Genomic DNA, 1,573 nt, shown 5'->3' on the forward strand with positions numbered 1-1,573 from the left:
TCCGTCCGACCGGCACGGCACAGGCATGCCTTGGCTATCTCAAGCGCAGCGAGGAGCCGGCGCTCCAGATCTCCGGCTTCTCCTGCCAGGGCGATACGCTGCCCGCCCGGCGCGCGGCCATCGCCTGCACGCTGAACCGGCTGACGCTGCTCACCTCGGGCAACGAGCCGAAGCTGGCGGAATTCTTCGCCCGTGCCGAGCTCAAGCGCAGGGGTTGCGACCCCCAGCGCGCGCCGGACTGGCTGCTGGGCGCCGCGAACGCGCAATTGCGCGGAGCGCTTTGACCGGCATTGAGCTCAAGTGGCTGGTATTCATGCAACTTTTGCCGGCGCGTACGATTATTCCGCTCTGGTGTGACCCAATAGACCTAGTTGCGGCCACCCCGACCGGGCTAGTATGGGTCGAAATCGACTGGCGGCTTGCCGCCTGAAGGGGACGTGATGAGCTCGAAATTTTCTGCCGCGAACAAATTGGCGACGTTGCTTGCGGCAGGCGCCGCGATTGCCATGGTCTYCGCGGCGCCGGCCTCGGCCGACACCAAGATCAAGCGCTATGACGAGCGCGGCCGGCCGTATTACGGCCCGAGCGGCCCCAACACGGTCTATCAGCAGGGACGAACCCGCATCTATGTGAGCAAGCGCTCCTGGCTCGACGGCGGCACCGAGGTCAATCCGGGCGATCGCAAGTTCACCGACTACGCCTTCCCGCCGGCGGTGGGCTATCCGTCCTTCGCCCGCGAAAACCTCAACCGCCCGATCGATCGCCAGCCGCTGTCCCCGCCGGCCGACGTCGGCGGCTATCCGCAGAATTTCCCGCTGTACTGAGGCGGACGCAGGCACCGAATCAAAATGGCCGGGCTCACGCCCGGCCATTTTTGTTTTTGGGAGATGGATCCGCCTTACGCGTTGGCGGCCGGGTCGTAGCGCCTGCAAAATTCCTCGATCGCCTCGGAGCGGAAATCGGCGAGGCGCTCGAAGATCAACTCATCCGGCCAATCCCACCAGGCGATGCGGCGCAGGCTCTCCGCGACAGCATCGTCGAAGCGTTTGCGGATAGGGCGCGCGGGAACGCCGCCGACGATGGTGTAGGGCTCGACATCGCGGCTGACGACTGCGCCTGCCGCGATCACCGCGCCGTCGCCGACGCGCACGCCCGGCAGCAGGATCGCGGCATAGCCGATCCAGACGTCATTGCCGACGATGACCCGGTCGCCGCGGCGATCCGCGAAGAAGTCACGGTCGCGCGTCGCGCTCGCCTCGTAGTATTCCGGGCAATAGGTGAAGCGATGCTGGGACGGGCGGCCCATCGGATGGTTCGGCGCGCCGATCCGCACCGAATTGGCGATCGCCGTGAACTTGCCGATTGCGGCATCGGCGACGTCGCAATTCTCGCCGAGATAGGAGTAGTCGCCGAGCGAGGCATATTCGATGCGCGTGTTGGCGAGGACCTCGCAGCGCCGCCCGATCTGCGCCTCGCGCCGGCGCACCGTTTCATGGATGATGGTTTCCGCGATCTTGGGGCGGGGTGAGGCATCCATGAGGTGGCTCCGATAGCAGATGCCGTAGGGTGGGTT

The 1,573-nt window shown here is 66.0% G+C and carries 2 protein-coding genes and 1 pseudogene; 2 read left to right on the forward strand and 1 reads right to left on the reverse strand.

Translation table 11 applies throughout. The features are described from left to right. Together AC1D00_RS40455 and AC1D00_RS40460 are read left to right on the forward strand one after the other, a co-directional pair. Nucleotides 1–284 (forward strand): annotated as a pseudogene (locus AC1D00_RS40455) (hypothetical protein); the annotation flags it as partial. Between the two features lie 156 nt (nucleotides 285–440). Further along, nucleotides 441–824, forward strand: coding sequence for a hypothetical protein (locus AC1D00_RS40460; protein ID WP_477014553.1), 384 nt, complete (start codon nucleotides 441–443; stop codon nucleotides 822–824). Between the two features lie 74 nt (nucleotides 825–898). On the opposite strand, the gene AC1D00_RS40465 is transcribed toward AC1D00_RS40460, so the two are convergent. Beyond that, nucleotides 899–1,537 carry a DapH/DapD/GlmU-related protein gene (locus AC1D00_RS40465; RefSeq protein ID WP_477014554.1) on the reverse strand — a complete coding sequence of 213 codons (639 nt, stop codon included), beginning with the start codon at nucleotides 1,535–1,537 and terminating at the stop codon, nucleotides 899–901. Nucleotides 1,538–1,573 lie beyond the last annotated feature (36 nt).

This window comes from Bradyrhizobium sp. P2_E8 (assembly GCF_056403875.1).

Bases quoted from the DNA above. Each gene is read 5' to 3' on its own strand.
- AC1D00_RS40465 (WP_477014554.1), bottom strand. From the start codon at position 1,537: ATGGATGCCTCACCCCGCCCCAAGATCGCGGAAACCATCATCCATGAA.